The 7,262-nt window shown below is 74.8% G+C and carries 5 protein-coding genes; all 5 read left to right on the top strand.

Translation table 11 applies throughout. The features are described 5' to 3' along the window. The first annotated feature begins 162 nt into the window (after positions 1 to 162). Complete coding sequence (locus PV721_RS38985; RefSeq protein ID WP_416371274.1) at positions 163 to 1,080, top strand: FAD binding domain-containing protein; 918 nt, start codon at positions 163 to 165, stop codon at positions 1,078 to 1,080. After that, positions 1,077 to 3,344: a 2Fe-2S iron-sulfur cluster-binding protein gene (locus PV721_RS38980; protein ID WP_319732931.1), complete on the top strand. Its 2,268-nt coding sequence runs from the start codon at positions 1,077 to 1,079 to the stop codon at positions 3,342 to 3,344. The genes PV721_RS38985 and PV721_RS38980 overlap by 4 nt, the downstream gene beginning before the upstream one ends. A gap of 50 nt (positions 3,345 to 3,394) precedes the next feature. Then, on the top strand, positions 3,395 to 5,692 hold the full coding sequence (locus PV721_RS38975) for a xanthine dehydrogenase family protein molybdopterin-binding subunit (protein WP_319732932.1): 2,298 nt from the start codon (positions 3,395 to 3,397) through the stop codon (positions 5,690 to 5,692). A gap of 159 nt (positions 5,693 to 5,851) precedes the next feature. After that, positions 5,852 to 6,403 (top strand): hypothetical protein, encoded by a 552-nt coding sequence (locus PV721_RS38970; RefSeq protein WP_319732929.1) that lies wholly within the window; start codon positions 5,852 to 5,854, stop codon positions 6,401 to 6,403. Further along, positions 6,403 to 7,227: a hypothetical protein gene (locus tag PV721_RS38965; protein ID WP_319732927.1), complete on the top strand. Its 825-nt coding sequence runs from the start codon at positions 6,403 to 6,405 to the stop codon at positions 7,225 to 7,227. Before PV721_RS38970 ends, PV721_RS38965 begins: the two co-directional genes overlap by 1 nt. Positions 7,228 to 7,262: the final 35 nt, after the last annotated feature.

The following is a 7,262-nucleotide window of genomic DNA, read 5'->3' as shown; positions in this document are numbered from 1 at the left end:
GGACGTGCGGGGGGTCCCACGGGAGGCGGGGGCACCGGGCGGACCCTCGCGCCGGGCGGCCCGGAAGATGTGCCAGAGTTGCCACGTCCCGGCGGTGAGCACGTACCGTACGGCGGACAGGCGTGAGCGCCAGGACCGGGACATCGGGAAGGGGCAGCTGGGTTGACCACGCACGCACCGCATGCACTGCACGCACCGGATTCATCTCAGGGCCCCCAGGGGCCCCAGGCGGCGCAGTCCGTGACACTGCCGGCCTCGCTCGACGAGGCCGTGGCGGCGCTCACCGCCATGCCCGCGGCCGTGCCCGTCGCGGGTGGCACCGACCTCATGGCCGCCGTCAACGCCGGGCTGCTGCGGCCCGCCGCGCTGGTGGGCCTGGGCCGGATCAACGAGATCCGCGGCTGGCAGTACCAGGACGGCCACGCGCTGCTCGGCGCCGGCCTCACCCACGCGCGGATGGGACGGCCGGATTTCGCCGCCCTGATCCCCGCGCTGGCCGCCGCCGCGCGCGCCGCCGGGCCCCCGCAGATCCGCAACGCGGGCACCCTGGGCGGGAACATCGCCAGCGCCGCGCCCACGGGTGACGCACTGCCCGTACTGGCCGCGCTGGAGGCCGTCCTCGTCATCGTCGGCCCGGGCGGGCAGCGGGAGATCCCGGTGTCGTACCTGCTGGCCGGCCGCGAGATGCTGAGCCCCGGCGAGCTGATCGGTTTCGTCCGCGTCCCGCTGCTGCACGCGCCGCAGGTGTTCCTGAAGGCCACGGGCCGTACCGGGCCGGGGCGTGCCGTGGCGTCGGTGGGGCTCGTACTGGATCCCGCGCGCCGGGGTGTGCGCTGTGCGATCGGTGCGGTCGCCCCGATGCCGCTGCGGCCCCTGGAGGCCGAGCAGTGGGTGGCCTCGCTGATCGACTGGGACGGCGAGCGGAGCCTGGCCCCCGAGGCGCTGGAGGCCTTCGGCGAGTACGTCGCCGCCGCCTGCGTGCCCGACCAGGGGGAGCCGGTGGCTCCTGGTGTACTGCATCTGCGGCGGACGGTGGCCGTGCTGGCACGCAGGGCCCTCGGGAGGGCACTGACCTCATGAGCGAGAACGAGAACGAGAACGCGAACGTGACCCAGGGGAACGGTACGGCGAGCTGGGGCTGGGAACCGGTCCCGCAGGGCGGCGAGTACGACTCGGACGCCACGGCCTTCGTGAAACTGCCGCAGGACATGCTGGACGCGCTCGGCACCGGGGAGCCCCTCGCGGCGCCCGGGCACGGGTACGTGCCGCCGCCGATGATCGTGCCGCTCGGCACGGCCACCACGGATCCGGCGGCCACGGGTACGTGGACGATCCCGGTGCAGTGGCCGGAGGCGGGGGGTTCGCCCCAGGCCGAGCCGGGTTCCGCCGGCGGTTCCGGTCCGGGGGCCGGGTCCGGGTCGGTGGGCGGGCCGATCCCGGCGACCATCCCGATCCCGGCCTCGGTCGCCGCGGCGTTCGCCGAGGCCGAGCCGGAGCCGCTGCCCGATCCCGGTGAGACGGCGGAGTGGCGGTTCCCGGAGGCGGCGCAGGAGCCCGAGGCCGCCTCTTCGGCGACCGGCCGGTGGACCGTGCCCGAGTTCTCCGAATTCCCCGGACAGCAGGGCGACTTCCGTCCGGGCGGGCTGGACGCCGACTGGAGCCAGGCCCCGGCGACGCTGCCGGGCGGCGCTCCGGCGCCGTGGGCGTACTTGACGCAGCAGCCGGCCGGGGACCCGGAAGGTCACCTGGACGGGAACCTGGACGCGGGCGTCCTGCCGGGCACGGACGAGGCCGCGGCGGCTTCGGCCGCCGCTGCCGCCGCGACGGCGCACGGCGCCGGGCGGCTGCTCGGAGGCCCCGGAGTGGGCGCCGCCGGGCGCGGGCCGCGCGTGCTGGGAGGCCCCGGTGTGGGCACCCCGCTCCCGGACGGCGAGCCGGTACACCCGGCCCCGCACGACATCGAGGCCGCCCACGGCCCGGCGGCGGAGCAGGCCGAGGGCGCCCGGACGGCCGACCACGCGGAGCGCGCCGGGCACGCGGGCCCGGCCCGGTACGTGGAGCACGCCGGGCACGTCGGGCACGTCTCGCACGCGGAGCAGGGCGAGCACGTCGGGCACGTCTCGCACGCGGAGCAGGGCGAGCACGCCGGGCACGGCGATCACATGGAGCACGCCGGGTACGCGGAGCACGCCGGGCACGGCGCGTACGCCGAGCCGGCACTGCCCGCGGGCACCGACGGGCGCGGTTTCACGGCCTTCGGCGAAGCGCCGGAGCCGGGCGGGGCCGCCGGGCCCGCCGCGGCGCAGCCGGTGGCCGCCGGCGGCCTGGACCTCTTCGGCGGAGTACGGGCCGAGGCGGCGCCCGAGGGGCCCGACGGGCCCGCACAGTCCGGAGAGCCCGCGCACTCCGACGGGCCCGCACAGCCCGGGGGCACCGACGGCCAGGGCTTCGCGGCCTTCGGCCACGCGGCGCCGGAGCCCGAGCCCGAGCCCCTGGTGGACGACGCCGCGCCCGGGGCGGAGCCGGTCCTGCCGGAGCCCGGCCCCGCGGCTGCCGACGCCGGTCCGCTGGAGGAGCCGGCCGCGGCGGAGCCCCCGGCCGACCTCACGCCGGGTGCGGACACCGCCGACAGCGATGCGGCACTCCCGGACGCGGGGACCGGCCGAGAGGTCCCGGCCGAGGTGCCGACGTACGAAGAAGGAACGGCGGCCGAGGCCGTCGCCCATCACGAGCACCCGCAGGCCTCCTACGTCCTGCGCGTCAACGGCGCCGACCGGCCCGTCACCGGCGCCTGGATCGGCGAGTCCCTCCTCTACGTGCTGCGCGAGCGCCTCGGCCTCGCCGGCGCCAAGGACGGCTGCTCGCAGGGCGAGTGCGGCGCCTGCGCCGTGCAGGTCGACGGCCGGCTCGTCGCCTCCTGCCTGGTCCCGGCCGCGACGGCCGCCGGCAGCGAGGTCCGCACCGTCGAGGGGCTCGCGATGGGCGGGGAACTCTCGGACGTGCAGCAGGCGTTGTGCAGGTCGGGGGCGGTGCAGTGCGGGTTCTGCGTGCCCGGCATGGCCATGACCATCCACGACCTGCTGGAGGGCAACCACGCCCCCAGCGAGCTGGAGACCCGTCAGGCGCTGTGCGGCAACCTCTGCCGCTGCTCCGGCTACGCGGGAGTCGTCGACGCCGTGCGCGAGGTCGTGGCCGAGCGCGAGGCGGCCGCCGCCGAGACCACGGCTCCGGACCAGGCCCCGGACCAGGCCCCGGACCAGGCCCCGGGCCAGGCTCCGGAGGCGCGCATCCCGCACCAGGCAGCGCCCGGCGAGGGCGGCATCCACCACGGAGGCACGGCGTGAGCGGGCAGGACGCGGCTACGGCGACGGCGACGACAGCGGTGAACAGCACGGTGACGGCCCTGGCCGCCCCCTCGGCGGAGGCCTCGGAGCAGCAGGTGCCGCGCGGCATCGGCGCGTCCGTGCCCGCCACCGACGCCCGCGCCAAGACCGAGGGCACCTTCCCCTACGCCGCCGACCTGTGGGCGGAGGGCCTCCTGTGGGCCGCCGTGCTGCGCTCCCCGCACGCCCACGCCCGCATCCTGTCCATCGACACCACGGCCGCCGCCGCAATGCCCGGCGTGCGCGCCGTCGTCACCCACGCCGACGTCCCCGGCGCCACCACGCACGGCCGCCGGATCGCCGACCGGCCGGTGTTCGCGCACGACGTCGTGCGCCACCACGGCGAGCCCATCGCCGCCGTCGCCGCCGACCACCCGGACACCGCACGGCTCGCCGCGGCCGCCATCGCCGTCGAGTACGAGCTCCTCGACCCGGTGACCGACCCCGAGCAGTCCTTCGGCGCGCCCGCCCTGCACCCCGACGGCAACCTGATCCGGCACATCCCGCTGCGCTACGGCGACCCGGAGGCGACCGGCGACGTGGTCGTCGAGGGCCTGTACCGGATCGGCCGCCAGGACCCCGCCCCCATCGGCGCCGAGGCCGGACTGGCCGTGCCGCGGCCCGACGGCGGCGTGGAGCTCTACACCGCGTCGACCGACCCGCACACCGACCGCGCCCTGGCCGCCGCCTGCTTCGGCCTGGAACCGGACCGCGTACGCGTGGTGGTCACCGGCGTGCCGGGAGCCACGGCGGACCGCGAGGACGCCGCCTTCCAGCTCCCGCTCGGCCTGCTCGCCCTGCGCACGGGCTGCCCGGTCAAACTGGCCGCCACCCGCGAGGAGTCCTTCCTCGGCCACACCCACCGGCACCCGACCCTGCTGCGCTACCGCCACCACGCGGACGCGGAGGGCCGCCTGGTCAAGGTCGAGGCGCAGATCCTGATGGACGCGGGCGCGTACGCCGACGCCTCCGCGGAATCCCTGGCGGCGGCCGTGGCCTTCGCCTGTGGCCCGTACGTGGTCCCGCACGCCTTCGTGGAAGGCTGGGCGGTCCGCACCAACAACCCCCCCTCCGGCCACGTCCGCGGCGAGGGCGCCATGCAGGTGTGCGCCGCGTACGAGGGCCAGATGGACAAGCTCGCGGCCGCGCTCGGCATGGACGGCGCGGAACTGCGCATGCGCAACGTCCTGGCGACGGGAGACCTGCTCCCCACCGGCCAGACCGTGACCTGCCCGGCGCCGGTGGCGGAACTGCTGCGCGCGGTCCGCGACTTCGAGCTGCCCGCCCTCCCGAAGGACACCCCGGAGGACGAGTGGCTGCTGCCGGGCGGCCCGGAGGGCGCGGGCGAGCCGGGCGCGGTGCGCCGCGGCGTCGGCTACGGCGTCGGCATGGTGCACATGCTCGGCGCGGAGGGCACGGACGAGGTCTCGACGGCCACCGTGAAGGTCGTCAACGGCGCGGCCACGGTCATCTGCGCGGCGGTCGACACCGGGCAGGGCTTCGGCACGCTGGCCCGCCAGATCGTCCAGGAGGTGCTGGGCGTCGACGAGGTGGCGGTTGCCCCCGTGGACACCGACCAGCCGCCGGCGGGCCCGTCGGCGCACGGCCGCCACACGTGGGTGTCGGGCGGCGCGGTGGAGCGCGCGGCCAAGATGGTCCGCACCCAGCTCCTGCAGCCCATGGCCCACAAACTGGGCATGTCGACAGAGCTCCTGCAGATCGCTGACGGCCGGATCACCTCGTACGACGGGGCCTTCTCGATGAGCGTCTCGGAGGCCATACAGGGGAAGGAGCTCTGGGCCACGGCCCAGTGCCGCCCGCACCCGACGGAGCCCCTGGACGGGGACGGCCAGGGCGACGCCTTCGTGGGCCTCGCCTTCTGCGCGATCCGCGCGGTGGTGGACGTGGACATCGAACTCGGCTCGGTACGGGTCGTGGAGCTCGCGGTCGCCCAGGACGTGGGCCGCATCCTCAACCCCCGCCAGCTGGAAGCCCGTATCGAGGCCGGGGTCACGCAGGGCGTCGGCGCGGCCCTGACGGAGAACCTCCGCACGGTCTCCGGCCTGGTCCGCCACCCCGACCTGACGGGCTACGCACTGCCGACGTCGCTGGACGCCCCGGCCGTGCGCATCGTCAAACTGGTCGAGGAACGCGACGTGGTGGCCCCCTTCGGCGCGAAGGCGGCGAGCGCGATCCCGGTGGTGACGACCCCCGCTGCGATCGCCTCGGCGGTACGGGCGGCCACGGGCCGCCCGGTCAACAGGCTCCCGATCAGGCCGTCGGCGGCGGTAGCATCGCCCAACTCGTGACCGTGTGACCCACATTGCACGTGCAACCCCGGACTTGGGGCTGTCGTTGCCTGTCGCTAGAGTGATCGGTACGAGTGCGCACGTGCGCGTGGACACTGGTGCGAACGGGGACGGGGCGCGGCGGAAACGCCACGCCCACGGGGAGACGGGGAGGCCGACGTGGCAGACGACAACGGGGCAGGCGCGGTACAAGCGGCCCTCGCGCTGGGGCTGGGGGGTCCGATGGGCGCGCTCGCGGGGGCGGCTTACGGCGCTGCCACTGCGGCGCTGCGGGTCGAGTTCGACTCGCTGAGCGAGTACAAGCGCATGGTGGACACCTTGTTGGACGACCTCACCGGCTCCGACGCGGACCACAAGAAGTTGGCGGACGGCAAGCTGCCGGCGGCCAAGCTCGGTAAGGGCTTCCCGGAGGTCGACGCGCTGTTCAAGTCGTACGACACGGTCATCACGGAGCTGCAGAAGCTCTCGAAGGGGCTGGCGGGGCAGATCGAGGCCCTGGGCATCGCGGTCCTGACGGCGGGCAAGGGCTACGGCGGTGTGGACGAGGAGACGAAGCAGCGCATGGCCCTCCTCGCCAAGCAGGCCCATGACCAGTACGTCGAGGATCGCGACCCGTGGCTGGAGGAACAGCGCCGCCTGGCGGCGTCCAACCAGCCGCCGACGTCCACGACTCCGACCCCGTCGCCCAGCACGTCGGGAGGTAACCACTGATGACGGATTTTGAAGGCTTCACGCACCAGCAGATGCGGGACATGATCGCTTCGCTGGACCCTGCCTCGGTCCAGACGCGGGCCGACCAACTGGCGGCGGCCGCCGCGAAGATCAAGACGATCGGCGAGGCGCTCAAGCACCACGTCGTGTCCGGCTGGGAGGGCGAAGGAGCCGACGCCTTCCAGGAGTGGGTGGGCCGCGCGGGCAACGCGACGTTGCGCCTGAGCGATTACAGCGCCAAGGGCGGGGAGTGGATGGGCAAGGTCGTCCAGACGATGACCGAGGCCACGAAGATGACCGCCGTCGACGCGACGGCGACCAAGAACCTCGCAGCGGCCATCGAGCACCACAACGACCCGGACGCGGCGACGGTCCGCGCGGAGGCGCAGACGATTCTGGACGCGGACCACCGCGAGGCGGTGCGGCTGATGACCAACCTGGCGCAGTCGTACCAGCTGTCGTCCACGGAGATGGACAAGGCGACGATCCCGACGTTCCCGCCGCCGCCGGATGTGCTGCTGCCGCCGGCTCGCGATGGCCAATACGACATGGCGAGGTCTAGTGGAGGAACTGGCGACGGAGTCGGCTCGACAGGCTCCTCGTACACGGCGCAGGGGTCGTCGCACAGTACGTCCTCGGGTGACCCCGGATCGGTGACCGGACGTTCGCCGCAGCCGGACAACACGGTTCCGTCGGTCTCCGTGCCGTCGGTTCCGGACCGCGAGGTGGACGTGGACCTCGACAGCGTCGCGACCCTTCCGGACCGGACTGTGCCGCCGGTGACGACCACCCCCGGCCCGCTGCCCACGGGCTGTCTCTTATAACAATTTCCGAGCCCACAAAAAAGGAAAAAATCTTT

It is taken from the genome of Streptomyces sp. MB09-01, assembly GCF_033794505.1.
In the GTDB taxonomy this organism is placed as follows: Bacteria; Actinomycetota; Actinomycetes; order Streptomycetales; family Streptomycetaceae; genus Streptomyces.
Note: the sequence above shows the minus strand (reverse complement) of the source record. Positions and strands in the feature narration are given on the sequence as shown.

Bases quoted from the DNA above. Each gene is read 5' to 3' on its own strand.
- PV721_RS38980 (WP_319732931.1), top strand. From the start codon at position 1,077: ATGAGCGAGAACGAGAACGAGAACGCGAACGTGACCCAGGGGAACGGT.
- PV721_RS38965 (WP_319732927.1), top strand. From the start codon at position 6,403: ATGACGGATTTTGAAGGCTTCACGCACCAGCAGATGCGGGACATGATC.